The sequence below is a fragment of the Amycolatopsis acidicola genome, assembly GCF_007713735.2.
GTDB classification, from domain to species: domain Bacteria; phylum Actinomycetota; class Actinomycetes; order Mycobacteriales; family Pseudonocardiaceae; genus Amycolatopsis_E; species Amycolatopsis_E acidicola.
Genome location: NZ_VMNW02000067.1, coordinates 22829 through 44880 on the forward strand (window position 1 = coordinate 22829; position 22052 = coordinate 44880).

The following is a 22052-nucleotide window of genomic DNA, read 5'->3' on the forward strand; positions in this document are numbered from 1 at the left end:
AACAGTTCGGAGGAAAAGGATGTATCCGCCTTATCCGGGTCCCGTGCAGCCGCCCGGGGTGTTCACGCGCCCGGTCGAATACCGCAATGGTCCCGGCACGGCCGGGTTCGTGCTCGGGCTGGCGGGCGCGATCTTCTCGGTCATCCCGATCATCGGGGTGATCGCGTGGCCGCTGGTGATCCTCGGTGCCGTCTTCGGCGCGGTCGGCGTCGCGCGCGTGCGCAAGGACAAGGCGAACAACACGGGACTCGCGATCGCCGGGCTCGTGCTTTCGGTGCTGGGGCTGATCATCTGCGTGCTGTGGGTGCTGCTGTTCACCCACACCCAGAGCACCGCGAACGACCGGACCGTCACGGTGCACTACGGGGTCACCGGCACGGCGAACGACGCCACGGTCTCGTATTCGCTCGGCGGCGACGGCACCAGTTCGACCAGTCAGGAGCAGGTGCCGCACCTGCCGTGGTCGAAGGACGTCTCGGCGAAGGGGGAGGTCAAGAGCGGCTCGCTGACCGTCACCGCGGGGCAGGCCGGCGGTGAAGTCACCTGCACCGTGAGCGTGGACGGCAAGCAGGCCAAGACCGCCACCGCGTCCGGTCCGTTCGCGAAGGCGTCTTGCCAGTTCTGACACACTGGGGGAGTGAGTGAAGGTGGCGACCCCGTCTGCTGGCTGAACCTCGTCTGCCCGGAATGCGGGCGCCTGCGCGAGGGCCCGGCCGCCACGAGCTGCCCGGCCTGCGGCGCCCCCGTCGAGGACGAAGAACGTCCTAAACCAGAGCGCTGATCCCGAGCCCCAGCAATACAAGCACCTTCACGCCTTCCGCGCCCACGTAGCAGAAATGCGCGGGCGAGCGGGGCAGGTCCTCCCCGGCGAGCACCCGGTCGGAGCGGCGGTTCAGCGTCGGCCGGATCAGGGCGACTTGCGCGAGCAGCACGACGAGCGCCCCGGTGGCGAAGCCCAGCACGGCGCCGGAACCGCCGCCGATGGCCAGCACCAGCACGGCCACGCCGAGGGCCGCTTCGGCGAGATTCAGCGCGCGGAACACGAGCCGCCCGATGCCGAGTCCGATGGGGATCGTCACGTCCGGCGCGCGGAACTTCAGCGGCGCCTCCAGGAAGGAGATCGCCAGCACCATGCCCAGCCACAGAAAGGTCAGCGCGCCCGCGGCGTGGTTCATCGAGGCCTCCGTTCTCGTTCCCGCCGATACCGAGTCTGCCCGCCCGGCCGACCGGAAATCCGCTTGCCCCTTGTTATCTACATGAGTTACTTTTAACTCGTGCAAGTACAAGTGGACCTCCAGCCCGAGCTCGGGCTCAGCGTCACCGAGGCGGCCCGCCGGGCGCAGATCATCTCGGCGACCATCGCGGCCATCGCCGAGTCCGGCTACCGGAAGACGACCTTCGCCCGGATCAAGGAGCGGGCCGGGCTGAGCAGCACCCGGATCATCGGCTACCACTTCGGCAGCAAGGCCGGGCTGGTGCAGGCGGTGGTCAGCACGGTGCTGGACATGAAGGGCAAGTTCCTCGAAGAACGCGCCGCCGGCACGGCCGATCGCGCGGTCATGCTGCGCGCGCACATCGAGACCGAGGTGGCGTTCCTGCGTGACTGCCCGGAGTGCGTGCGGGTGCTGCGCGAGGTGGCGGCGAACGCCGACGATCCCGACGGCTGGTCCGTCGCCGGGCCCATGCTGAAGGACCTGCAGGCGGGGCAGCTCGAACGGCTGCTTTCCCAGGGGCAGCGCGAAGGCGCGTTCGGCGAGTTCGTGCCCTCGGTGATGGCGCGGACGATCGCGCACGCCATCGAGGGCGCGGCGGAGGCCTATGCGGCCGACCCGTCGATGGACCTCGACCGCTACGCGAGCGAGCTGGCCGATCTCTTCGAGCGGGCCACCGCCGCGCGCTGAAACCCGCCAGATGGCGGGGAACGCCCGCCGCGTGGCACTGTCGGCGGACCTGTCCCTGCGTCGAAAATGGGCGGCACTTGGGCAAAGGAGCGCAAATGACCGGTACCGTCCCGGCCCGTGAAGTGGGCCCGCCGCCGCCGTTCGACCCGGAGCTGGCCGCCGCGCTGGTCCGACCACTTTCACGCCGGATCTGATTTCGCGGCTGCGTGAGCTCGAATCCGAACACCGCCCGACCGACGAGGACCTGCGGATGGGCGGCCGGTTCGAGGCCACCGAACGCCGCGTGCCCGGCCCGGCCGGAGATCCCGACGTGACGCTGCTGTCGACTACGCCTCCCGGCTCTGGCGCGCGGGCGGCCAGGCCGAGCTGCACGTGTGGCCGGGCGGTTTCCACGGGTTCGACGGCCTGCTCGACACCTGAGGGCACGATGGGTCATGAGAGACCCGCTGGGCAAGCTGGCCGCGCCGGACGGCCGCGCGCTGAAGTCCGAGACGACCGACCCGGACTGGCCGAACACCTGGCCGAAAACCTGGCCGACCGGTTCGGCGAAGCTGTGGCTCGAGCGCGAAGGCCCGGCCACAGCGGTCGACGCGATGATCCTCGAACGCGCGGGCGCCGCCGCGCGGGGCGTACTCGAACGGACCAGGGGAGCGGAACCCACGTCGGTCGTGTTCGACGCGGCGGCCCCCGAGTCGGCGCGGTTGCGCGCGGCCCGGCAGCTCGGTTTCGGCGAACGAGACCAGGCGCGGGCGATCGCGCTGAGTGGTGGGATCGCCCGTGTGGCAAGGGTTTCCGAGCCCGACCGGAAAGCCGCGCGGGCGTCGGCCCGGCGGTGGGCGTGCTGGAGCTGCCGGATTCCCTGGCCGCGGTCAGGGTTGCGATGCGCTTCGCGGCGGAGGGAATGGCGCGGGATCCGGGGCCGCGGGTAGTCCACGCCGACGAGCCCGGCGGGCTGAGCGTGCTCGCCGCCGCTGTCGGCCCGGAGACCGAGCCGGTACCCGACGTGCATGCGGTGGAGCGGGCCGCGCAGGCAGCTCCGTGGGTGCTCGCCACGCTCGCCACACTCGTCACGGTCGCGGCGGAGCCGAGCCTGTGGGCCGCCGCGTCCGCTCTCGTCGTGCACCATTCGACGTTGCAGGACAGGCTTTCCCAGGCGGAACGGCTACTCGGCTGGCCGGTCCGCGAACCGAACGGCCGCCTGCGGCTGCAGCCGACGCTCGCTTTGTGGCGCCTGCACCGGAATCCCTAGCGGCGTCCGGCGCGGATCAAGTACGTGCGGCTGGCCCATTCCGGCCCGGCGAGCGCGTAGTCGTCGGTCGCGAGCAGCTCCGCGCCCAGGTGCTCGAACACCGAACGCACCAGGGGAGCGGGCACCGGGTGCATCTCGATGCCCTCGTTGTCCTCCGGCTCGGGCGCCGCCTCGTCCACTTGGTCGTCGGGCTCCGGCGCGCTGAACGCGAGCTGGCTGGCCCCGGTTTCCTCGCCGACGGCCACTTCCAGCCGCACGGTCGGGCTGCCGTGGTCGGACCACCAGGCCACGAACTCCTCGACCATGTCCAGCTCCAGCTCGTACCGCCCCGGCTCGGCGGGCGCGCACACGGCCAGCTCCAGCTCCAGCGCTTCGCCGGGCGCGACACGGTGCGGCAGCTCGGTGCGGCCGTCGTCCCGCGTCACCATCTCGCCGTGGCGGCGCCAGTGGTTGGCGAGTTTGATGTCATGGTCCATCGTCCAGGCCGCGGGCCCGATGTTGCGAACTCTCGCGCGGACGGTGCCGATCCCTTGGGGCGGCAGGGATTCCGGGCCCTCCAGCGGGATGATCTCGGCGCGGCAGTTGTCCGCCACCAGCGGCTGCGCGGAACGCGGGGCGCGCGGAGCCTGGAAGACGATCAGCCCGCCGGGGCGCACCACGCGGTTCAGCTCCAGCATCGCCGGCAGCTGCGCGGCGGGCGGCATGTGCTGCACGACGATGAGGCTGACCGCGGAATCGAAGCTGTCGTCGTCGAAGGGCAGCGGCCCGCCGTCGTAGTGCGCGTAGGAAACCTTCTCCCCGAAGGAATTCAGCTCGCGCGCCTTGCCGATCATCGACGCCGCGATGTCCACTCCGGTCACCCGCGGCACGTGCGTGGCGAGCGCCTGCGTCAGCCTGCCGACGCCGCAGCCGAAGTCGAGCACGTGGTGGCCGAGCGCGAGTCCGTGGCGCTCCAGCAGGCTCAGCACGTAGTCGATGTGCTCGTGGCCGGTGGCCATGAACTCCCCGAGATCCCAGCGGCCGCCCTTGCGCCCGGGGTCCGACAGCACCGCCCACAACGGGTCGTCACTGCCGAGTTTCTCCCAGACCGCCCGCAGTTCGCTCACTCGCATCCGCCACATTGTGCCGGTTGCCCGGATTCACGCCGCGTCCAGCCTGCGCGTGAGTTCCGTGAGCGCGGGCCCGAGCGCGCGATCCACGCGTACGGTCGCGTAACGATCGCCGCGCGTGGCGCCGCGGTTGACGATCAGCACCGGCTTTCCCGCCTCCGCCGCGCGGCGCACGAACCGCAGGCCGGACATGACGGTGAGCGAACTTCCCAGCACCAGCACGGAATCCGCGCCCTCGACCAGCCGGTGGCACTGGTCCACGCGTTCCTTGGGCACGTTCTCGCCGAAGAACACGACGTCCGGCTTCAGCACGCCGCCGGTGCACGAAGCGCAGGACACCAGCCGGAAATCCGCGACGGCGGCCCCGGAGATCTCCGCGTCCCCGTCCGGATTGATGCGCGTGGCCGCGGCCTCGAACGTGGGGTTCGCCGCGCGCAGCCGGGCGTCCAGCTCCTCGCGGGCGCTCGTGCGGCGGCAGCCGAGGCAGATCACCCTGTCCAGGCTGCCGTGCAGCTCCACGACTTCCGGCGTGCCCGCGGCCTGGTGCAGCCCGTCGACGTTCTGCGTGATCACTCCGGAGACGTACCCGGCTGCACGCAGCAGCGTGACGGCGCGATGGCCGTCGTTCGGCGCCGCGCGGGCGATGGTGCGCCAGCCGAGATGGCTGCGCGCCCAGTACCGGCGCCGGCCATCGGCGCTTTCGACGAACGCCTGGTACGTCATCGGGGTGTGCTTGCGGAGGCTGCCCGTGGCGCCGCGGTAGTCGGGGATGCCGGACTCGGTGGACAGCCCCGCGCCGGAGAGCACCAGCACGTTGCCCTCGGCGAGCACGCCGGCCACCTCGTCGAGGCTTTCGGTGGTGGGCCACACCTCTCCGGTGGGAGTCCACGTCAGGGTCGGCCGCGTTCGCACCCTTCCAGTTTAGGCGCGGTCTAAGGTGCGAATCATGAACGTCCTCGGCGTGTGCCTGGTGGTGTGGGGCGGGGTCTGCCTCGTCACGTGGCTGGTGTCGGTGATCACCCGCGAGTACTCCTGGGTGGACCGGATCTGGTCGATCGTCCCGCTTGTCTACCTGGGGATCTTCGCCGGGGACCTCGGGTTCTCCGACGCGCGCCTGAACGTGATGTTCGTGCTCGGCGTGCTCTGGGGCGCGCGGCTGACGTTCAACTTCGCGCGCAAGGGCGGCTACGCCCGCGGCGGCGAGGACTACCGCTGGGCCGTGCTGCGCGAGCGGATGGCGCCCTGGCAGTACCAACTGTTCAACTTCTTCTTCATTTCGGTGTACCAGAACGTGATCCTGCTGCTGATCACGCTGCCCGCGTACACCGCGTGGAGCCACCCTTCGCCGTTCGGGGCCTGGGACGTCGTGGCCACCGTGGTGTTCCTGGCCTTCCTCGCCGGGGAGACGGTGGCCGATCAGCAGCAGTGGAACTTCCACCAGTGGAAGCACGCCGAGATCGCCGCGGGGCGGCGGCCCGAGCCCCGGTTCCTGCGCACCGGGCTGTTCCGCTACTCGCGGCACCCGAACTTCTTCTTCGAGCAGGCGCAGTGGTGGGTGATGTTCTTCTTCGGCGTGATCGCGGCCGGTTCGCTGTGGCAGTGGACGGTGCTCGGCGCCGTACTGCTCACCCTGCTGTTCGTGGGATCGACGCGGTTCACCGAGAGCATCAGCCGCGGCCGGTACCCGGAGTACGCCGAGTACCAACGGCAAACCTCCGCGGTGGTGCCGTGGTTCCCCGCGCGGGTCAGCGGGTGAGCACCACCTTCAGCGCCTCGTGCGCGGCGGCGTTGCCGAACACGTCGTAGGCCTCGTCGATCCGGTCGAGCTCGAAGGTGTGCGTGCCCATCCGCTCGGCCGGGATCCGTCCGCTCGCCACCATCTTCAGCAGCGTCGGGATCGAAACCGTGTCCACGAGGCCCATCGTGAGGCGCACGTTGTGGATCCACAGGTCCTGCATCGGCAGCTCCACCGGCACGCCGTGCACGCCGATGTTCGCGATCGCCCCGCCGGGCCGGACGAGCGCCGCCGCGGTCAGCAGCGTCTCCGGGAAGCCGACGGCCTCGATCGCCACGTCCACGCCCAGCCCGTCGGTCATCTCGCGCACTTCGGCGACGGCGCCGGGGCCAGCTTCCACGGCGTCGGTGGCGCCGAACTCGACGGCCTTGGTGAGCCGGAACTTGTTGGTGTCCAAGGCGATCACGCGCGACGCGCCCCACAGGCCGGTGGTCAGGATCGCGGCCAGCCCGACCGCGCCCGCGCCCACCACGGCGACCACGTCGCCCGGCCGCACCTGCCCGGCGAGCACGCCGACCTCGTAGCCGGTTGGCAGCGAGTCGGCCAGGAAGATCGCCTGCTCGTCGGTCACTTCGTCCGGTACCGCGTAGAGCGAGGAGTCCGCGTAGGGGACCCGGACGTACTCGGCCTGCGTGCCGTCGATGAGGTGGCCGAAGATCCACCCGATCCCGCCGACGGTCTGGCAGTGCGAAGGCATCCCGCGCCGGCAGTACGCGCAGCGCCCGCACCTCGTGATCGCCGGGACCAGCACCCGGTCGCCGGTGCGGAACCCGGTGACCGCGCTGCCGGTCTCGGTCACCGTGCCGACGGCTTCGTGGCCGAGCACGCGGCCATCGGTCACCGCGGGCACGTCGCCGTGCAGGATGTGCAGATCGGTGCCGCAGATGGTCGACGTGTCCACGCGGACGACGACGTCGCCGGGCTCACGCACCTCGGCGTCGGGGACGTCCTCCCAGGTTTTGCGGCCAGGACCGTGGTACACCAGCGCTTTCATGACAGCCTCCCGCGCCCGTGCCTCCGGTGGCGAGGCACTCTCTTGGGCACGCTAGGCCGCGCGGCGCCCGCCGCCGGTCGCAGTTTGAGACACCTCAGCGGCCGCCCGCGAGCCGCGCGAGCGCGCCGCGCGCGACTCGGGGCAGGGCGGGCGTGGCCAGCGCGGCGAGGGCTTCCCGTTTGCGGGCTTCGATGAGGTCGCCGATCGCGAGGTCGGCGCCGGTGTCCTGGACGATGGTGCGCAGGCGTTCGGCGCCGTCGCGATCCAGCTCCGGGTCGCCGTAGAGCTTGCCGATCAGCTCGCGCTGCCGTTTCCCGGCTCGGCGCCAGGTGAGCGCCATCAGCACGGTCCGCTTGCCCGCGCGCAGCGCCCCGAGCGAGTCCCGGTCGCCGAACACGCCGAGCATTTCGTCCTCCAGCTGGAAGGCCTCGCCGAGCGGGCGCCCGTACGCGCCGCACGCCCGCAGCGCTTCCGGCCGCACACCGGCGGCCAGCGCGCCGACCTGCAGCGGCCGTTCGACGGTGAAGGCGGCGGTCTTGTGCCGCAGCGTGCGCCAGCTGCGGTCGAGCACGTCCTCGGTCCAGCCGCCCTCCAGGTCGAGGTACTGGCCGATGAGCACCTCACTGCGCATCGAATGCAGCACCGGTTCCGCGCGGCGGATGCGGTCCTGGTCCGCGGTGCCGGTGTAGAGCAGTTCGTCGGCCCAGGTCAGGCAGAGGTCGCCGAGCAGGATCGCCGCGTTGACGCCGAACCGGCCCGCCGCGGAGTCGTCCTTGCCGTGGTAGCCGCCGCGCAGCAGGCGGTGCACCGTCGGCCTGCCCTCGCGCAGCGCCGCGCCGTCGAGGACGTCGTCGTGGATCAGGGCGAAGGCGTGGAACAACTCCAGCGCCGCGCCGAGCCGGGGCACCGGCCCGCCCGCCGGGTCGCCGTCCCCGGCCAGCCAGCCGCAGTAACAGAACAGGGGCCGCGAGCGCCCGCCTCCGCCGAGGAATTCGCGCACCACGTCCACCAGCGGCGGCAGGCAGCGATCGATCGGATGCCGGGCCCGGTCCTCGAGGAAGTCTTCGAGCGTCGTGTCGACCGCCCGCGCGATCCGGCCGAAGTCCACCTCCGCGGTGACCGCGTGGAGCCGAGCCGACATGAGTCCTCCTCCGGGCGGGATGCACAGACGAGGTAGCACCGCGGGCCGCCCGGGAAACCACACGTCCGGGGCACCGGGGATGGCGGAGCCGCGACTGTGCGCACGAACCCGGCGCGGAAGACGCGGGTGCCGTCACTCCCAGTTGTTGCCCGCCGGGATGGCGTTCCAGCCGGACCCGGCCGGAGTGGCGTTCCAGCCGGACCCGGCGGGGGTCGCGTTCCAGCCGGTTCCCGCCGGGGTGGCGCCCGCTCCGGGCCAGCCGAGCGGCACTATCGCGATCATCCCGCACATCAGGAAAGCGGCCCCCAGGCCGGCGATCCGCTTCGTGAACATGGCCTTTCCCCTTTCAGCCGGTTGTTCGTGCCTGACGAAGACAACACGCGGGCGGTGGGTGTTCCGTTGCCCTAGCCTGGGGCCATGACTGTGGCGCTGGTGCACGGGAATCCGGAAACCGACGCGATCTGGGGGCCGCTGCTGGACGAACTGGGCCGGGACGACGTGGTCTGCCTGTCGCCGCCCGGGTTCGGCGCCCCGGTGCCGCCGGGCTTCGGCGCCACGGCGGAGGAGTACCGGGATTGGCTCGTCCGCGAACTCGAAGGTTTCGGTGAGCCGGTGCACCTCGTCGGGCACGACTGGGGTGGCGGGCACGTCCTGGCGGTCGCCGCCACCCGGCCGGACCTCCTGCGCAGCTGGGCCTCCGACGTGCTCGGGCTCGCCGACCCGGAATACGTGTGGCACGACCTCGCCCAGATCTGGCGGACGCCGGGGAAAGGTGAGGAGCTGATCTCCGCGATGCTGGGCGCCCCGCTCGCCGAGCGCACGAAGCGGATGGCGGGGCTCGGCCTGCCCGCCGACGTCGCCGAAGCGGTGGCGGCCGGGCAAGGCGAGGAGATGGGGCGCTGCGTGCTCGCGCTGTACCGGTCGGCGGGGCCGGAGTATTTGGCCGCACTGGGCGAAAAACTGCCCATCGCGGCCGCGCGACCCGGGCTGAACATCCTGGCCACCGAGGACACCTACGTCGGCACCGACGCACAACGCCGCCGCGCCGCGGGCCGCGCGAGCGCCCGCACGGAGGTGCTGGACGGGCTGGGGCACTGGTGGATGCTGCAGGACCCGGCCCGCGGCGCGGACCTGCTGAGGCGCTTCCTCGCGGAGGTTGCGTAGGTCGCGGCGGGCGGCGCTCGGGCCTGGAGGCTGCGTGGCCGGCGGGACACGGCGGGTGGCGGGGTGGCGCTGGACGGCCGCCTCGCGGAGGTTGCTTAGGGCGGCGCTCGGTCTGCTGGGCGGCTGCCTGGCGGAGGGTCGCGGTGCGTGGCTGGTGGGGTTGGCTCGCTTGCGTATTTGGTTCGGTGTGGTGGTGCGTGGCCGCTGCTTCGTGGAGGGTCGCGGTGCGTGGCTGGTGGGGTTGGCTCGCTTGCGTATTTGGTTCGGTGTGGTGGTGCGTGGCCGCTCCCTGGCGGAGGGTCGCGGTGCGCGGCTGGGCCCGCTTGCGCATCCGGTTCGGTGCGGAGGTGCTTCGGCCGCTGCCTCGCCGGCGCGGGGCGGGTGAGCGAGCGGCGGTCCTCGCGCCTCCGCCGCCCCACCCGGCGGTAACCGCCCACTCACCCGCTGGCGCATCCCACCCCGGGCGCGGGTGTGAGCCAGTGCACTGTGGACTCCGCACAATGTGACGGCGGTCTTTTTGGTTGACCCGGGAAGCGGGTTACCGTGCGTTCGTGCCCAAGACCCCCGCCTCGCTGCCGGCCGCCGACCTCGCCCGGACCGTGGTGTTCGCCGCGTTCATCGCCGTGCTCGGCCTCTTCCCCGGCCTCTACCTCGGCGGCTCGGGGGTGCCGATCGTCGTGCAGAACATCGGGCCGATGCTGGCGGGCGCGATCCTCGGCGCCCGGCGCGGCACCGCCTCCGTCGTCCTGCTCCTGGCGCTCACCGCGATCGGACTGCCGCTGCTGTCCGGCGGCCGCGGCGGGATCGGCCCGTTCATCGGGCCCAGCGGCGGTTTCCTCTACGGCTGGATCCTCTCGGCGTTCGTCACCGGCCTGATCGTCGGCAGGCTCCGCAAGCCGAACCTGGCCTGGCTCCTGCTCGCCTGCCTGGCCGGCGTGGTCGCGGACTACGTCATCGGCATCCCGTACCTCGGTTTCTACACCGGGCACATGGGCACCGCCTTCGTGCAGTCGATGGTGTTCGTGCCCGGCGATCTGGTGAAGGTGGTCATCGCCGCGCTCGTGGCATCCGTGGTGCACCGCGCGCTGCCCGGCCGGTTCACGAAAGCGGGGGCGCGAAGCGAGTGACTCCCGCCAACCCGCCGATCACCGGCGACGGCCGGGTTTCCCCGGAACTGCTGGCCCGGGCCCACGGCGCGGCCCGCCACCTGGCAGGGCTCGGCATCAAGCCCGGAAACCGCGTCGCGATCGATTCGCCGGACGTGCTGCCCTGGTTCCTCGGCACAGACCTGCTGGGCGCGGCCGCGCTGGTCGTCGAGCCGGCCTGGACCCCGCGCGAACGCGAAGCCGTGCTCGCCGACGTGGCGCCGGATGTGGTGGTCACCGGATCCGCACCGTCCACAACGGACACTGTGGAAGCCGCCGCGGGTCCCTGGTTCTATTTGCCGACCACTTCCGGGAGCAGCGGAAGCCCCAAGGTTCTCTTGCGTACCAGGGAATCCTGGCTACGCAGCTTCGAGGTGCTGGGCCGGTTCGCGCCGGGGGAGGTCTTGATCCCGGGGCCGCTCAGCTCCTCGCTGTTCCTCTTCGGCGCGCTCCATGCATTGTGGACGGACAACTCCGTGCGCCTGCTGCCGAAGTGGGAACCGGCCGCCGCGGCGGAGGCGTGCCGCACCGCTACGGCCGTGCATCTCGTGCCCAGTATGTTGTCCTCGCTGCTGGCCGTCCTCGAACGACACCCGGGAAGCGCGCTGCGAACGGTGGTCTGTGGCGGGGCGAAACTCGACGACGCCGTGCGCGAACGGTTCGCCCGCGTGCTGCCGGACGCGGAGCTGATCGAGTACTACGGCGCGGCGGAGCATTCCCTGATCGCGATCCGCCGCGGCGCGGACGGTCTGCGGCCGGTGGCCGATGTCGAGATCCGCGAAGGGGTACTGTGGGTCCGTTCGCCGATGGTCTTCGGTGGCTACCTCCGGGGCGGCGAGGTCTGCCCCGTCGACGACGAGTGGTCCACAGTGGACGATCTCGCCGAGCTGAAGGACGGCGTGCTGACGCTGTTCGGCCGGGCAGGCACGGTCGTGTCCAGCGGCGGCAAACTCGTGTCCGCCGAAGAGGTCGAAGGCGTGCTGCGCGCGGTTCCCGGGGTGAGCGACGTGGTGGTGACGGGGACGCCGCACCCGACCCTCGGCGAGGTTGTGACAGCCGTGGTCGAGACGGACGGCGTGCAGCTGCAAGCGTTGCGGGAACAGGTGCGGGCCGGGCTCGAGCCGGGGAAGCGGCCGCATCGCTGGTATAGCACGAAAGCCTTGCCCCGCACGGCTTCCGGAAAACCGGCGCGAGCGGTATTGGCCGGGCAGCTGGCCGACGGGACGTTGGAGCGCCTGACGTGACCGGCGATCGCACTCCGGTCGTCGTGGCCGCGCGGCGCACGCCCATCGGATCCGCCAACGGTGCACTGCGGGCGCAGACGGTCGACGAGCTGGCCGCGCCCGTACTGAGCGCCGTGCTCACGGATGCCGGACTGGACACTGTGGACGATGTCGTCCTCGGGAACACGTTCGGTCCAGGGGGAAATCCGGCTCGCGTGGCCGCGCTGCGAGCCGGTCTGGGCAACGCCGTCCCGGGCGTGACCATCGACCGGCAGTGCGCCAGCGGGCTCGCCGCGATCACCCACGCCGCCACGATGATCCGCGCGGGCGAAGCCGAAGCCGTGTTGGCCGGTGGCGTGGAAAGCGCTTCCACGGCTCCCCTTCGTTCCTGGCGCGACGATCCCTCAAGGCACTACAGCCGCGCGCCGTTCGCCCCGGCCGACATCGGCGACCCCGACATGGGCCCGGCCGCCGACCTCGTCGCCGCGGAGGCGGGCATCTCACGCGCGAGGCAGGACGAATTCGCCGTGCGCAGCCACGACCGTGCGGTGGCGGCCCAGCAAGCGGGCCGATTCGACGCGGAAATCGTTGCTGTGGCGGGAATCGACCACGACGAGCGTCCTCGCGCGGGGTTCACGGTCGAACGCCTCGCGCGCTTCCGCCCCGCGTTCACCCCCGAGGGCACGGCGACGGCGGCCAACTCGTGCGGCGTCAACGACGGCGCCGCGGCCGTACTCGTGGTGAGCGAGGAAACCCGGCGCCGGCTCGGCGTGCCGGGGCTGCGGCTGGGCGGCGCGGCCACGTCGGCAGTGGACCCGAACCGGCTCGGCCTCGGCGCCGTCCCGGCGATGAAGCAGGTCATGATCGGGACTCCGGACGTCGTCGAATTCAACGAAGCCTTCGCCGGGCAGGCGCTGGCCTGCCTGGACGCGGCGGGCATCGACGAGCTGACGGTGAGCCCGGACGGCGGGGCGATCGCGCTCGGGCACCCGTGGGGCGCGTCCGGGGCGATACTGGTGGTGCGGTTGTTCTCCAGGCTCGTGCGCCAGGCCGCGGGGCGCACCGGGCTGGCCGCGCTGTCCGCGGGTGGCGGGGTGGGTGTGGCGACGTGGTGGGAGGCGGTTTCGTGATCGAGTTCGACGGGGTCGGGCACAGCTACGGAACCCGGACCGTACTGTCCGATGTGGACCTGACGCTGGCCGAGCGGCGGGTGGCCTTCGTCGGCGCGAACGGGTCCGGGAAGTCCACGCTGGCGCGGATGATCAACGGCCTGGTCCGGCCCACCACCGGGCGCGTGCGCGTGGACGGGCTCGACCCCGGCGAGGACGGGCGCGCGGTGCGCCGCAAGGTCGGGTTCGTGTTCACCAACCCGGACAGCCAGATCGTCATGCCGACGGCGGGGGAGGACGTCGCGTTTTCCTTGCGCCGCAGCGGTTTGTCCAAGGCCGAGCGTGAGCGCCGGGCCGCTGAGGTGCTCGCCGGACACGGGCTGGCCGGGTACGAAGATCATCCCGCGCATCAGCTTTCCGGTGGCCAGAAACAACTTCTGGCGCTGTGCGCGATGCTCGTGCTGGAGCCGGACGTGCTGGTCTGCGACGAGCCGACCACGCTGCTGGACCTGCGCAACAAACGCCGGTTCACGGAGCTGCTCACCTCGCTGCCGCAGCAGATCGTGCTCGTGACCCACGATCTCGACCTGCTCGGCGGCTTCGACCGCGTGGTCGTGATCGACGAGGGCCGGGTGGCCGCGGACGACGAACCGGGCGCGGCGCTGCGCCATTACCGGAAGCTCGTCGAATGAACCCGCTCGTCGGCTACGAACCCGGGACCAGCCCGCTGCACCGTGTGCCCGCCGGGGTGAAGCTCGTCGCGATGTTCGCGCTGGCCGTGCTCGTCGTGCTGCTCGGCTCGCCGTTGTGGCTGGGCGTGATCTGTGTGCTGGTCGTGCTCGGCTACTTCGTCGCGGGAATCCCCGCGCGGCGCGCGCTGCGGCAGCTGCGCGCGATCGTCGTGCTGGTCGTCGTCGTGTTCGCGGTGCAGTGGTGGCTGCTGGATCCGGTGACGGCGGCGGTGGTGTGCCTGCGCATCGCCGCCGCGCTGGGGGCGGCGAACCTGTTCACCGCCACCACCCGCATCGAGGACTTGGTGTCCACTGTGGAGCGTGCGGCCGGCCCGCTGCGGCGGTTCGGGGCGCGCCCGGAACGGATCGGCCTGCTGGCCGGGCTGACGCTGCAAGCGGTCGCCGCGCTCAGCGGAATCGCCGGTGAGGTGCGGGAAGCGGCGCGTGCGCGGGGCGCGGACCGTTCACCGACAGCGTTCGTCGTGCCGTTCCTCGTCCGCACCCTGCGCCACGCCGACGAACTCGGCGAAGCCCTCGCGGCCCGCGGCGAAGGCGATTAAGCCACCTGCGCCCTGGCGCCGCGAATGCGCTCGGCCAGCGGGGGCAGCAGCAGGAGCAGCATCATGTAGTACCCGATCTGCGGGACGAACACCGCCACCACGAAGGCGATCGCGAGCACGACCGCGTTGGACGAGGTGGCCAGGACCGGCTGCGTGGCCAGCTCGGAGTCGTCGTCGCGCAGCCGGTGGTCACGCCGGATGACGAGCACCATACCCACCTGGAACAGCGACGCGGCCAGGATCGTGCCGATGTAGAGCGCCGAGGTGAACTCCTCGTTGCCGTACAGGCCGGTGATCTCGGTCGGGAAGGGCAGCAGCACGATCGTCAGCAGCCAGCCGAAGTTGAGCGACATCAGCCGCCGGTTGTAGGACTTGACCTGTTCGAACACGTGGTGATGCACCACCCACAGCCGTGAGATCACCGCGAAGCTGAGCAGGAAGCTGTAGATCTTCGCGAGGTTGTGGCTGAAGAGTTCGGTCAGGCTCTGGTGCTCGGCGACGGCCTCGGGCACCGCGTCGGCCAGCGGGAGAATCAGCAGGGTGATGGCGATGGCGACCACGGCGTCGGTGAAGAACACCAGCCGTTCGGGGGACTTGTTTTCGGGCACCGGCGGATCCTAACGGGACCGTCGCGGGCGGTATCGGTAGAGTGGTCGCGACGGCGGTGGGGCTCGCCGTTCCCAGCGTGGGGAGAACCGCGGCGCCCAGCCGCCAACAGTCCCTACTCGGAGACCGCCGCGAGTAGGAGACTTTCATGCCCGAAAACACCGAAGTGGCCGAATCGGCCGTACTGCCGCGCCGCCGCGAGTCCTGGTGGCGGGCGCACGGCGCGGTCCTCGCCGTGATCTCCGCCGGCGGCGCGATCGGCGCGCTGGGGCGGTACGGGATCGGCCAATGGCTGCCCACGCGGCCGGGGCAGTTCCCGTGGGGCACGTTCCTGGTCAACCTGTCGGGCTGTTTCCTGATCGGCGTGCTGATGGTGCTGATCACGGAGGTGTGGTCGGCGCACCGGCTGGCGCGGCCGTTCCTCGGCGTCGGGATCCTCGGCGGCTACACCACGTTTTCCACCTATACCAACGAAATCCGCGCGCTGCTGCAGCCGGGCACGATGCTGGTGGCGGCGGCGTACCTGCTGCTGAGTCTCGCCGGGGCGATGGTCGCCGTGGTGTGCGGGGTGTGGCTGACCCGCGCGCTCGCCGGGCGGGGAGAGAGGGCCTGAAATGCCGATCGCGACGAAGCTTTCCGTGTACGTGGGCGAGGACGACACCTGGCACCACAAGCCGCTGCACCACGAGATCGTCCGGCGCGCCAAGGAAGCCGGTCTCGCCGGGGCCACGGTGCTGCGCGGCTGTGAGGGATACCGCGCGGGTTCGCCCATTCACACCACGCGCATCCTCAGCCTCGCCGAGGACCTGCCGGTCGTGGTGGTCGTCGTCGACGCCGACGACCGGATCCGCGATTTCCTGCCCGCTTTGGCCGAATTGGCCGGGGACAGGCTGGTCACGCTCGAGGACGTCGAAGTGGTCCATTTCCCGGAGCCGGCGCGATGACGCTGGTACTGGTCGTCGTCGGGGCGCTGGTGGGGGCGCCGCTGCGGTACGTGACCGACCGCCTGGTGCAGGCGCGGCACGACACCCCGTTCCCGTGGGGCACGTTCGTCGTGAACGTCTGCGGCAGCTTCGTGCTGGGCGGGCTCGGCGGCGCGGGCACGGCACTGCCCGCGTCGATACTTGCCTTGGCGGGCACGGGTTTCTGCGGGGCGCTGACCACGTTCAGCACGTTCAGCTTCGAAACCCTGCGCCTGGCCGAACAACGAGCGTACTTCTACGCGACGCTGAACGTACTGGTGAGCGTGGTCGCCGGACTGGGCGCCGCGCTCCTCGGCTATACGGTGGTCAGTTCGGCGCTGGGCTAGGAAGTGTTTTCGAACGTGGTTTGCGTGGCGGTGCGGGTAGGGGCCCCTCCCGTCGCCCGCCACCACCCTCAACGGGCGCGCTGCGCGCGACTCCGCCGATTCAAACCCCCGGCGGTGCTGGTTGACGGCCCACCGCAAGCGGCTCCGCCACTTGTCAAACAGAACCTAAGCCCGGAAGGAGCGGCGGTAAGCGTTCGGGCTCACTCCGGCGATGCGTTTGAACCGGTCGCGGAATGCCGTCGGGGAGCCGAAACCGGTCAGGCTCGCGATGTGGTCCACCGATTCCGACGTGGTTTCCAGCAGGTGCTGCGCCTGGCTGATCCGGACGCGGTGCAGCCACTGCAACGGCGTGCTGCCGAGCTGGTCGCGGAACCGGCGCAACAGGGTCCGGGTGCTCATCCCGCTCTGCCGGGCGATTTCGGTGAGCGTGAGGTCGCGGCCCGCGTTGGCCCGCAGCCACTCCAGCACCGGCTCGAGCGTCGAACCGTGGGGCGCCGGGGGCAGTTCGTGCGGGATGAACTGCGCCTGGCCGCCTTCGCGTTCCAGCGGCACCACCGAACGCCGGGCGGCGTCGGCGGCGGCTTCGGAGCCCAGGTCCCGGCGGATCATGTGCAGGCACAGGTCCAGCCCCGCCGCGGCGCCGGCCGAGGTGAGGATCTGTCCATTGTCGACGTACAGGACATCGGGATCCACTGAAATCGTCGGGTACATCCGGGCCAGCTCACCCGCGGCGAGCCAGTGCGTGGTGGCGCGCAACCCGTCGAGCAGCCCGGCCGCGGCGAGCGTGAACGTGCCCGCGCAGATCGACGCGACGCGGGTGCCGCGGGCGGCCGCGCCGCGCAGGGCGTCGAGCACCATCGGGGAAACGGGTTTCGCCCCGTGCTCGGTGCCGGGCACGATGACCGTGTCCGCGTCCTCCAGCGTGTCCAGGCCCCACGGCGCCGTGAGCGTGAACCGGCCGGCGTCGACGTGCGGCTCCGCGGCGCACACCCGCACCTGGTAGCCGGGCGTGCGGCCGAACACCTCCAGCGGGGTGCTCAGGTCGAACGGGATCACCTGGTCCAACGCGAGAACGGCCACGGTGTGCATGGCGCTCAACGTACCCCGGGACGGGGCGCGGCTGGCGAGATCCCGTCGAACCGCGGCGTTCAGGCCACTGTCCGGCCCCGTCGGCGTCCGGCTAGGTTCACTTCCGTGACCAAGGTTTTCCTCATACTGCACGTGTTGGCGGCGATCCTCGCCATCGGACCGGTCGCGGTGGCCGCCAGCCGGTTCCCGGCCGTGGTGCGCGCCACGCCCCAGGACGCCGTTTCGCTCCACAGACTTTGCCGGGTTTACGCCGTGATCGGGATCGCCGTCCCGGTTTTCGGCTTCGGTACCGCCGGCGCCATGCACGTGATGGGCGACGCGTGGGTGATCGCTTCGATCGGGCTGACCGCGCTGGCGGCCGCCGTGCTGGCGGTGATGATCCTGCCGCGCCAGCAGGCCGCGCTGGACGCCGCGCTGCAGCCCGCCGGTGAAGGCGGCTCGCAGGCCGCCACGGTCACCGCCACGGCGAAGCAGCTCGCGATGTTCACCGGGGTGTTCAACCTGCTCTGGGCGGCGGTGACCATCCTCATGATCCTCCGCCCCGGTTCGACGACCGGGGCCTAGCCGAGGAGCTCCGGCCGTTGCCACGCCTCGCCGAGTACGTGCTGGGCGAGGAACGCGAAGACCGTCTCGTACCAGAGCTTCGCGTGGTTCGGGGTGAGGACCCAGTGGTTCTCGTCCGGGAAGTACAGGAACTTGTGCGGGCTCGTCCCGTCCTCGCCCTTGGCCCTGGACAGCAGGTCCCACCACAGCCGGAGCGCCTCGCCGACCGGCACGCGGTAGTCCTTGTCGCCGTGGATGACCAGCATCGGCGTGGTGATGTCGTCGGCGAACCGGTGCGGCGAGTTCGCTTCCGCCATCTCCGGGGTCAGCTCGCGGTGCCAGTAGCTCGACTCGTCGGTGGTGCCGCCGAACTGGTCCAGCGCCCACAACGAAGCGTGCGTGACGATCGCGGAGAACCGCGTGGTGTGCCCGGCGACCCAGTTCGCCATGTAGCCACCGAAGGAACCGCCCATCGCCGCCGTGCGCGTGGCGTCGATGTCCGGGCGCTGCTCGGCCGCGTCGGTCACGGTCATCAGGTCCGTGAACGGCGTGCCGCCCCAGGCGCCCCAGCCGCGCCGGATGAACTCGATGCCGTACCCGGTGGACAGCGCCGGGTCCGGCAGGAGCACCGCGTAGCCGCGGGCCACGGCCAGCCACGGGTTCCACCGCCACTGCCAGGCGTTCCACGAGTTCAAGGGACCACCGTGGATCCACAGCAGCAACGGCGCGGGCTCGTCCGCGGAAGCGTTGTGCGGCAAGGCGATCCACGCCCGCAGCGGGCTGCCGTCGGCCGCCGTGGTGGTGACCTCGTCGAGGGTGCCGGGCAGCTCCGGCGGCTCCAGGCCGCGCAGGAACTCCACCCCGGAACCGTCCAGCGCCACGCGAACCGGGCGCGGCGGACTGTCCACAGCGGACCGGAGCGCGTACACCCAGCGCCCGTCCGGCGACACCACCGGGTCACTGAAGGCGCCTGTCTCGGTCAGCCGCACGACGACGCCCGTGGCCACGTCGACCCGCCACAACGGGCAGTGCCCGAGATCGTCGGCCGCCACGACCAGCGCGGCGCCGTCCGGCGTCCAGCGGGGCCCGCCCGGCCAGCGATCCCACTCCGGCGTCAGCGCGCGGATTTCGCCGCCGGACACGGGGGCGAGCGCGAGCCAGACGTCACCGGGGTCTTCCGGCGTGGATCGCCGTCGCGCCACGAACGCCACCTGCGTGCCGTCGGGGGAGAAGCGGGGTGAGTCGTACTCGTGCCCGGGGTCGTCGGCCAGCGCGCGGCGTTCGCCGGTGGCGACGTCGATCAGCACGATCGTCTGCCTGTGCGCGCCGCCCGCCTCGGGCACCGTCCAGGCGGCCGCGACCGTGGTGCCGTCGCGGGAAATGTCCCAGGACGCCTCGTCGGTCAGCGCCGCGCCCGCGTCGGCCGTCAGGTCCTTCCAGTCGCCTTCGCCGCCGAGGAACAGCCTGGTGCGGTCCGGGCCGAGGTCGTGGTCCCAGAAACGGACCGGGTATCCCTCGTGCAGGATCGCGGACACGGCGCCTTCCTTGCGGGCCTTCCGCAGCTCCGCGTCGTGCTCCACGCTGGTGGCCGAGGGCAGCACCGACGAGCCGAGCACGATCGTGCCGGCGTCGGCCGCCACCACGGCCTGCCGGACCCCACCCGGCAGCGCGGCGATCATCCGCGCGTCACCGCCCGCGGCGGGCTGCAGCCACAGCGCCGGTTTCGCCTCCTCCTCGCTCGCCGGATCCGGCCGCTTGGAGACGAACAGCAGGTCCCCTTCGCGGGTGAAGGCCGGGCCCGACTCGCCCTCCTTGCCGCGGGTGAGCCGCCGCGCCGGGCGTTCGCCAGCCGGGTCGACCTCCCACAGGGAGCCGGTGAACTCGGTCTTCTTGCCCTCGGGCACGGACACGCCGACCACGAGGCGGCTGCCGTCCGGCGACAGCGCCAGGCCCGCCGCCCTCGGCAGGTCCAGATACCCGGCAAGCTCGGAAAACTTGGTCACCTGATCTTCTTACCACCGGCGGGCGCACCGGCGGGAGAGAATCCGCAAAAGTCCATTGTGGACTTACCGTTCGTTCGGGATGATCACCCACAGCAGCAGGTAGATGAGAAACTGCGGGCCCGGCAGCAGGCAGGACAGCACGAAGAGCAGGCGCACCGTGCCCGGCCGCCAGCCGTAGCGGGCGGCGAGGCCCCCGCAGACCCCGGCGATCCACCGGTCGGAACGGGACCTCGTCAAGGTTGTCGTCGTCATGCCTCAACCCTGCCGTGCGGGCGGCGGGCCCGCATCGGGAACGACCCGGAGGCGGACCCGGAGATGTCCCTCAGCCCGCTGCCCGGGCACCCCGTCCGAAAGTAGGCAGTGGTCTTGACCACGCGTATTGGTCTAGTCCACATTACGGGGTGCTACTCCCGCTTCCGAGGAGGAAAAAATGCGCACTCGCAGGATCGGTCCGGTCCTCGCCGCCGTCGCGGTCGCCGCCGGCACCGCGGCCACCCTCGCCACCCACGGAGCTTCGGCCTCGGTCAACGCCACCGCCGCGCTGAGCGACAACTGGTACGCCTCCGCCCCGTACCTGATGCCCCAGAGCAACAACCCGCCCGACCCGGCCGCGGTGATGTCCGCGACCGGGCAGAAAGCCTTCCAGCTCGCGTTCATCCTCGCGCCCAGCGGTGGCGGCTGCAGCCCCACCTGGGACGGGACGTCCGCGGTCTCCTCCGACACCACGGTCACCGGCGTGGTCAACAAGATCCGCGGCGCCGGCGGCGACGTTTCCGTGTCCGTCGGCGGGTACGGCGGCACGAAACTCGGCCAGACCTGCTCCGACGCGAACGCCACCGCGGCCGCCTACCAGCAGGTGATCGACAAGTACTCGCTGCACGCCCTCGACTTCGACCTGGAAGAACCGGAGTACGAGAACGACGCCGCGATCAACAACGAGCTCGGCGCCGCGCAGATCCTGCAGCGCGACAACCCCGGCCTGTTCGTGTCGGTCACGATGCCGGGCACCGCCGCGGGCACCGGCTGGTTCGGCACCCAGTTGCTGGACAAGGCGAAGACGCTCGGCTTCACCCCGGACAACTTCTCGATCATGCCCTTCGACGGCGGGTTCAACGGCGCGTCCTCGCAGACCTCCGCGCTGGAGGCGTTCCACTCGCTGCTGATGAGCCACCTCGGCTGGGACAGCGCGACCGCCTACGCCCACGAGGGTTTCTCCGGCATGAACGGCAAGAGCGACGCCGGCGAGTACTTCTACCAGGCCGATTTCCAGACCGTGCTGGACTACGCGACGGGCCACGGGCTGGGCCGGTTCACGTACTGGTCGGTGAACCGCGACCGTGCCTGCACCACCACGACCGACAACGGGGTGTGCAGCAACGTTCCGCAGAGTGACTGGGACTTCACGAAGTACACCGCGAAGTTCGCCGGCGCCACCCCGCCCACCTCGGGCACCACCACCACGACGACTACTACCACGACCACGCCGGGCAACGGCGGCAGCTGCGCGGCGGCGGCCTGGAGCGCGACCACCGCATACAACGGAGGAGCGGTCGTCTCCTACAACGGGCACAAGTGGACCGCCAAGTGGTGGACCTACGGCGACACCCCCGGCGGAGCCGCCGGAGTCTGGACCGACAACGGCGCCTGCTAGGAACTGTTGTGAAAAGTGGTTTGCGTGGCGGTGCGGGTGGGGGCCCCTCCCGTCACCCGCCACCACCCTCAAGGACACGCTTCGCGCGACGGAGCCTTCACCACTTCGGAGCTGTCCTCGCCAGCGGCCACCTCAGAACCCCCGGCGGTGCAAGGTGACGGCCCACCGCAAGCGGCTCCGCCGCTTGTCGAACACAACCTAGGTGGTCTGGATGGCGGGTGGGTGGCCGTTCCACGTGACGAAGCAGGACGAGGTCGTCCCGTTCTGGGAGAAGTCGACGCGGAGCCAGCCATCCGCCTGCCACGCTTGCACCTGCCAGCCCGGCTCCGGGGTCGCGGACACGAGTTTGGCGTAGGTGTCGGTCATTTCCAGCACCACGCGCCCGCCCCTGAGCTGCACGCTCCGGATGTCCGGGGCCGCGGACGAGGAAGGGGGCGGCGTCGTGGTGGTGGTCGGCGCCGAACTGCTGCTGGTGCGGGAAGACGACGACGGCGGCGGCTCAGTGGTGGTCGTCGCGGGCGGGGACGGGGGCGGGCTCGACGTGTCGGGAACCGGCGCTTCCACCGCGATGGCCTGCGGCGCGGCGGCTTCCGAGGTGTCCTCCGACAGCACGGCGTGCACCCCGAACCAGGACATCCCGATGCCCAGCGCGGTGGCGGCCACCCAGGCCAGCAAATGCAGCAGCGGTCGCTTCATCGCCCGACATCCTGCCTCATCGCGGTGCGTACGG

28 protein-coding genes and 1 pseudogene are annotated in these 22052 nt (G+C 71.3%); 18 read left to right on the forward strand and 11 right to left on the reverse strand.

All coding sequences use genetic code 11. From position 1 onward, the window contains the following. The first annotated feature begins 43 nt into the window (after positions 1-43). Both FPZ12_RS32400 and FPZ12_RS45805 read left to right on the forward strand, forming a co-directional pair. Complete coding sequence (locus FPZ12_RS32400; RefSeq protein ID WP_243770144.1) at positions 44-625, forward strand: DUF4190 domain-containing protein; 582 nt, start codon at positions 44-46, stop codon at positions 623-625. A 12-nt stretch (positions 626-637) separates the two neighbouring features. Further along, complete coding sequence (locus FPZ12_RS45805; protein ID WP_166462981.1) at positions 638-781, forward strand: hypothetical protein; 144 nt, start codon at positions 638-640, stop codon at positions 779-781. Here the strand turns inward: FPZ12_RS45805 and FPZ12_RS32405 are convergent. Then, a complete protein-coding gene (locus FPZ12_RS32405) occupies positions 765-1175 on the reverse strand; it encodes a hypothetical protein (RefSeq protein WP_144752088.1) in 411 nt (136 codons plus the stop codon). The genes FPZ12_RS45805 and FPZ12_RS32405 overlap by 17 nt on opposite strands. A 99-nt stretch (positions 1176-1274) precedes the next feature. Between FPZ12_RS32405 and FPZ12_RS32410 the strand changes: the two genes are divergently transcribed. The 4 genes and pseudogenes from FPZ12_RS32410 to FPZ12_RS46685 all read left to right on the forward strand — a co-directional run bounded on the left by FPZ12_RS32410 (position 1275) and on the right by FPZ12_RS46685 (position 3150). Next, positions 1275-1901 (forward strand): TetR/AcrR family transcriptional regulator, encoded by a 627-nt coding sequence (locus FPZ12_RS32410; protein ID WP_144752091.1) that lies wholly within the window; start codon positions 1275-1277, stop codon positions 1899-1901. Positions 1902-2210: 309 nt separating this feature from the next. Then, positions 2211-2321, forward strand: a pseudogene (locus FPZ12_RS46675) (alpha/beta hydrolase); the annotation flags it as partial. Positions 2322-2335: 14 nt separating this feature from the next. Further along, complete coding sequence (locus tag FPZ12_RS46680; protein WP_243770145.1) at positions 2336-2830, forward strand: hypothetical protein; 495 nt, start codon at positions 2336-2338, stop codon at positions 2828-2830. Next, on the forward strand, positions 2803-3150 hold the full coding sequence (locus tag FPZ12_RS46685; protein WP_243770146.1) for a helix-turn-helix domain-containing protein: 348 nt from the start codon (positions 2803-2805) through the stop codon (positions 3148-3150). The genes FPZ12_RS46680 and FPZ12_RS46685 overlap by 28 nt, the downstream gene beginning before the upstream one ends. Here the strand turns inward: FPZ12_RS46685 and FPZ12_RS32425 are convergent. Then, positions 3147-4262, reverse strand: a complete 1116-nt coding sequence (locus FPZ12_RS32425) for a class I SAM-dependent methyltransferase (RefSeq protein ID WP_166462982.1) — start codon at positions 4260-4262, stop codon at positions 3147-3149. The two genes, FPZ12_RS46685 and FPZ12_RS32425, sit on opposite strands and share 4 nt — an antisense overlap. A gap of 27 nt (positions 4263-4289) precedes the next feature. Then, complete coding sequence (locus FPZ12_RS32430; protein WP_144752097.1) at positions 4290-5171, reverse strand: NAD-dependent protein deacetylase; 882 nt, start codon at positions 5169-5171, stop codon at positions 4290-4292. Between the two features lie 34 nt (positions 5172-5205). On the opposite strand from FPZ12_RS32430, the gene FPZ12_RS32435 reads away from it, so the two are divergent. Further along, positions 5206-6015, forward strand: a complete 810-nt coding sequence (locus FPZ12_RS32435) for a DUF1295 domain-containing protein (protein ID WP_144752100.1) — start codon at positions 5206-5208, stop codon at positions 6013-6015. Here FPZ12_RS32435 and FPZ12_RS32440 read toward each other — a convergent pair. The 3 genes from FPZ12_RS32440 to FPZ12_RS32450 form a co-directional block, all read right to left on the reverse strand. After that, positions 6005-7048, reverse strand: coding sequence for an alcohol dehydrogenase catalytic domain-containing protein (locus tag FPZ12_RS32440; RefSeq protein WP_144752103.1), 1044 nt, complete (start codon positions 7046-7048; stop codon positions 6005-6007). The genes FPZ12_RS32435 and FPZ12_RS32440 overlap by 11 nt on opposite strands. 94 nt (positions 7049-7142) lie before the next feature. Then, on the reverse strand, positions 7143-8189 hold the full coding sequence (locus tag FPZ12_RS32445; protein WP_144752105.1) for a polyprenyl synthetase family protein: 1047 nt from the start codon (positions 8187-8189) through the stop codon (positions 7143-7145). A gap of 132 nt (positions 8190-8321) precedes the next feature. Then, complete coding sequence (locus tag FPZ12_RS32450; RefSeq protein WP_144752108.1) at positions 8322-8522, reverse strand: hypothetical protein; 201 nt, start codon at positions 8520-8522, stop codon at positions 8322-8324. Positions 8523-8606: 84 nt separating this feature from the next. Between FPZ12_RS32450 and FPZ12_RS32455 the strand changes: the two genes are divergently transcribed. The 6 genes from FPZ12_RS32455 (at position 8607) to FPZ12_RS32480 (ending at position 14121) form a co-directional block, all read left to right on the forward strand. Continuing rightward, positions 8607-9353, forward strand: coding sequence for an alpha/beta fold hydrolase (locus FPZ12_RS32455; RefSeq protein WP_144752111.1), 747 nt, complete (start codon positions 8607-8609; stop codon positions 9351-9353). A gap of 551 nt (positions 9354-9904) precedes the next feature. After that, positions 9905-10480 (forward strand): biotin transporter BioY, encoded by a 576-nt coding sequence (locus FPZ12_RS32460; RefSeq protein ID WP_243770147.1) that lies wholly within the window; start codon positions 9905-9907, stop codon positions 10478-10480. After that, positions 10477-11742, forward strand: a complete 1266-nt coding sequence (locus FPZ12_RS32465; protein ID WP_243770148.1) for a class I adenylate-forming enzyme family protein — start codon at positions 10477-10479, stop codon at positions 11740-11742. The genes FPZ12_RS32460 and FPZ12_RS32465 overlap by 4 nt, the downstream gene beginning before the upstream one ends. Then, positions 11739-12851 carry a thiolase family protein gene (locus FPZ12_RS32470; protein WP_144752114.1) on the forward strand — a complete coding sequence of 371 codons (1113 nt, stop codon included), beginning with the start codon at positions 11739-11741 and terminating at the stop codon, positions 12849-12851. Before FPZ12_RS32465 ends, FPZ12_RS32470 begins: the two co-directional genes overlap by 4 nt. Beyond that, positions 12848-13522 (forward strand): energy-coupling factor ABC transporter ATP-binding protein, encoded by a 675-nt coding sequence (locus tag FPZ12_RS32475; RefSeq protein ID WP_144752117.1) that lies wholly within the window; start codon positions 12848-12850, stop codon positions 13520-13522. The genes FPZ12_RS32470 and FPZ12_RS32475 overlap by 4 nt, the downstream gene beginning before the upstream one ends. After that, positions 13519-14121 carry an energy-coupling factor transporter transmembrane component T family protein gene (locus tag FPZ12_RS32480; RefSeq protein ID WP_144752120.1) on the forward strand — a complete coding sequence of 201 codons (603 nt, stop codon included), beginning with the start codon at positions 13519-13521 and terminating at the stop codon, positions 14119-14121. The genes FPZ12_RS32475 and FPZ12_RS32480 overlap by 4 nt, the downstream gene beginning before the upstream one ends. Here FPZ12_RS32480 and FPZ12_RS32485 read toward each other — a convergent pair. Further along, on the reverse strand, positions 14118-14729 hold the full coding sequence (locus tag FPZ12_RS32485; protein ID WP_144752124.1) for a TMEM175 family protein: 612 nt from the start codon (positions 14727-14729) through the stop codon (positions 14118-14120). The two genes, FPZ12_RS32480 and FPZ12_RS32485, sit on opposite strands and share 4 nt — an antisense overlap. 146 nt (positions 14730-14875) lie before the next feature. Here FPZ12_RS32485 and crcB (FPZ12_RS32490) point away from each other — a divergent pair, with 146 nt between their 5' ends. Genes crcB (FPZ12_RS32490) through crcB (FPZ12_RS32500) form a run of 3 tightly spaced genes read left to right on the forward strand, consistent with a single transcriptional unit; the run spans position 14876 to position 16036 of the window. Then, positions 14876-15340: a fluoride efflux transporter CrcB gene (gene crcB / locus FPZ12_RS32490; RefSeq protein WP_144752127.1), complete on the forward strand. Its 465-nt coding sequence runs from the start codon at positions 14876-14878 to the stop codon at positions 15338-15340. 1 nt (position 15341) lies between these two features. After that, the gene (locus FPZ12_RS32495; RefSeq protein WP_144752129.1) at positions 15342-15671 is read left to right on the forward strand and encodes a DUF190 domain-containing protein; all 330 of its coding nucleotides are present in this window, start codon (positions 15342-15344) and stop codon (positions 15669-15671) included. Beyond that, entirely contained in the window at positions 15668-16036 is a 369-nt protein-coding gene (gene crcB, locus FPZ12_RS32500; protein ID WP_144752132.1) for a fluoride efflux transporter CrcB, read from the forward strand. The genes FPZ12_RS32495 and crcB (FPZ12_RS32500) overlap by 4 nt, the downstream gene beginning before the upstream one ends. 165 nt (positions 16037-16201) lie before the next feature. On the opposite strand, the gene FPZ12_RS32505 is transcribed toward crcB (FPZ12_RS32500), so the two are convergent. Then, positions 16202-17125 (reverse strand): GlxA family transcriptional regulator, encoded by a 924-nt coding sequence (locus FPZ12_RS32505; RefSeq protein ID WP_144762240.1) that lies wholly within the window; start codon positions 17123-17125, stop codon positions 16202-16204. A 105-nt stretch (positions 17126-17230) separates the two neighbouring features. Here FPZ12_RS32505 and FPZ12_RS32510 point away from each other — a divergent pair, with 105 nt between their 5' ends. Next, complete coding sequence (locus FPZ12_RS32510; protein WP_144762237.1) at positions 17231-17689, forward strand: hypothetical protein; 459 nt, start codon at positions 17231-17233, stop codon at positions 17687-17689. On the opposite strand, the gene FPZ12_RS32515 is transcribed toward FPZ12_RS32510, so the two are convergent. Further along, positions 17686-19671: a S9 family peptidase gene (locus FPZ12_RS32515; protein ID WP_144762234.1), complete on the reverse strand. Its 1986-nt coding sequence runs from the start codon at positions 19669-19671 to the stop codon at positions 17686-17688. The genes FPZ12_RS32510 and FPZ12_RS32515 overlap by 4 nt on opposite strands. A gap of 63 nt (positions 19672-19734) precedes the next feature. Then, complete coding sequence (locus tag FPZ12_RS32520) at positions 19735-19923, reverse strand: PspC domain-containing protein (RefSeq protein WP_144762231.1); 189 nt, start codon at positions 19921-19923, stop codon at positions 19735-19737. 178 nt (positions 19924-20101) lie between these two features. Between FPZ12_RS32520 and FPZ12_RS32525 the strand changes: the two genes are divergently transcribed. Then, entirely contained in the window at positions 20102-21322 is a 1221-nt protein-coding gene (locus FPZ12_RS32525; RefSeq protein ID WP_144762228.1) for a chitinase, read from the forward strand. Between the two features lie 198 nt (positions 21323-21520). Here the strand turns inward: FPZ12_RS32525 and FPZ12_RS32530 are convergent, their stop codons facing one another. Continuing rightward, entirely contained in the window at positions 21521-22018 is a 498-nt protein-coding gene (locus tag FPZ12_RS32530) for a hypothetical protein (protein WP_208026098.1), read from the reverse strand. Positions 22019-22052: the final 34 nt, after the last annotated feature.

What these genes read in the sequence shown, in the direction of transcription:
- FPZ12_RS32520 (WP_144762231.1), bottom strand. Translation starts at nt 19,923, where the DNA reads ATGACGACGACAACCTTGACGAGGTCCCGTTCCGACCGGTGGATCGCC.
- crcB (WP_144752132.1), top strand. Translation starts at nt 15,668, where the DNA reads ATGACGCTGGTACTGGTCGTCGTCGGGGCGCTGGTGGGGGCGCCGCTG.
- FPZ12_RS32495 (WP_144752129.1), top strand. Translation starts at nt 15,342, where the DNA reads ATGCCGATCGCGACGAAGCTTTCCGTGTACGTGGGCGAGGACGACACC.
- FPZ12_RS46685 (WP_243770146.1), top strand. Translation starts at nt 2,803, where the DNA reads ATGGCGCGGGATCCGGGGCCGCGGGTAGTCCACGCCGACGAGCCCGGC.
- FPZ12_RS32525 (WP_144762228.1), top strand. Translation starts at nt 20,102, where the DNA reads ATGCGCACTCGCAGGATCGGTCCGGTCCTCGCCGCCGTCGCGGTCGCC.
- FPZ12_RS32505 (WP_144762240.1), bottom strand. Translation starts at nt 17,125, where the DNA reads ATGCACACCGTGGCCGTTCTCGCGTTGGACCAGGTGATCCCGTTCGAC.
- FPZ12_RS32450 (WP_144752108.1), bottom strand. Translation starts at nt 8,522, where the DNA reads ATGTTCACGAAGCGGATCGCCGGCCTGGGGGCCGCTTTCCTGATGTGC.
- FPZ12_RS32480 (WP_144752120.1), top strand. Translation starts at nt 13,519, where the DNA reads ATGAACCCGCTCGTCGGCTACGAACCCGGGACCAGCCCGCTGCACCGT.
- FPZ12_RS32405 (WP_144752088.1), bottom strand. Translation starts at nt 1,175, where the DNA reads ATGAACCACGCCGCGGGCGCGCTGACCTTTCTGTGGCTGGGCATGGTG.
- FPZ12_RS32445 (WP_144752105.1), bottom strand. Translation starts at nt 8,189, where the DNA reads ATGTCGGCTCGGCTCCACGCGGTCACCGCGGAGGTGGACTTCGGCCGG.
- FPZ12_RS32435 (WP_144752100.1), top strand. Translation starts at nt 5,206, where the DNA reads ATGAACGTCCTCGGCGTGTGCCTGGTGGTGTGGGGCGGGGTCTGCCTC.
- FPZ12_RS32455 (WP_144752111.1), top strand. Translation starts at nt 8,607, where the DNA reads ATGACTGTGGCGCTGGTGCACGGGAATCCGGAAACCGACGCGATCTGG.
- FPZ12_RS32530 (WP_208026098.1), bottom strand. Translation starts at nt 22,018, where the DNA reads ATGAAGCGACCGCTGCTGCATTTGCTGGCCTGGGTGGCCGCCACCGCG.
- FPZ12_RS46680 (WP_243770145.1), top strand. Translation starts at nt 2,336, where the DNA reads ATGAGAGACCCGCTGGGCAAGCTGGCCGCGCCGGACGGCCGCGCGCTG.
- FPZ12_RS32425 (WP_166462982.1), bottom strand. Translation starts at nt 4,262, where the DNA reads ATGCGAGTGAGCGAACTGCGGGCGGTCTGGGAGAAACTCGGCAGTGAC.
- crcB (WP_144752127.1), top strand. Translation starts at nt 14,876, where the DNA reads ATGCCCGAAAACACCGAAGTGGCCGAATCGGCCGTACTGCCGCGCCGC.
- FPZ12_RS32440 (WP_144752103.1), bottom strand. Translation starts at nt 7,048, where the DNA reads ATGAAAGCGCTGGTGTACCACGGTCCTGGCCGCAAAACCTGGGAGGAC.